At 43.0% G+C, this 272-nt stretch carries 1 protein-coding gene; it reads right to left on the bottom strand.

The annotated features are described in order from the left end of the window. Positions 1-272, bottom strand: a 272-nt coding sequence (locus CWB80_RS22365) for a DnaA ATPase domain-containing protein (RefSeq protein ID WP_249362699.1), incomplete at both ends; no start/stop codon positions are given.

Here is a 272-nt window from a genome sequence, read left to right on the forward strand (position 1 = left end):
TCAAACGCGAAACTAAATCCGTTAGGTTGAGATGTACAATTTCAGGTAATAAATCAGCTGTCACAACAAGATATTTGACCGGCTCATTAAAGAGATTGAAAAAGTGAAATAATAATTTCTCCCATGAATCGTTGCCTGCTACCAAGTGCACGTCATCAATACATAACACGTCAAGGTTTTCGAGCCCTTCAAGTACCTCAGGGCCGTAGTCCTTCACGTCACGCATCGAAAGTAACATGGTTGCCAAGCCGCGCTCTTGAGCGTGAATACAC

Origin of the sequence: Pseudoalteromonas sp. S1650, assembly GCF_005887195.1 — a bacterium.
Classification (GTDB): domain Bacteria; phylum Pseudomonadota; class Gammaproteobacteria; order Enterobacterales; family Alteromonadaceae; genus Pseudoalteromonas; species Pseudoalteromonas simplex.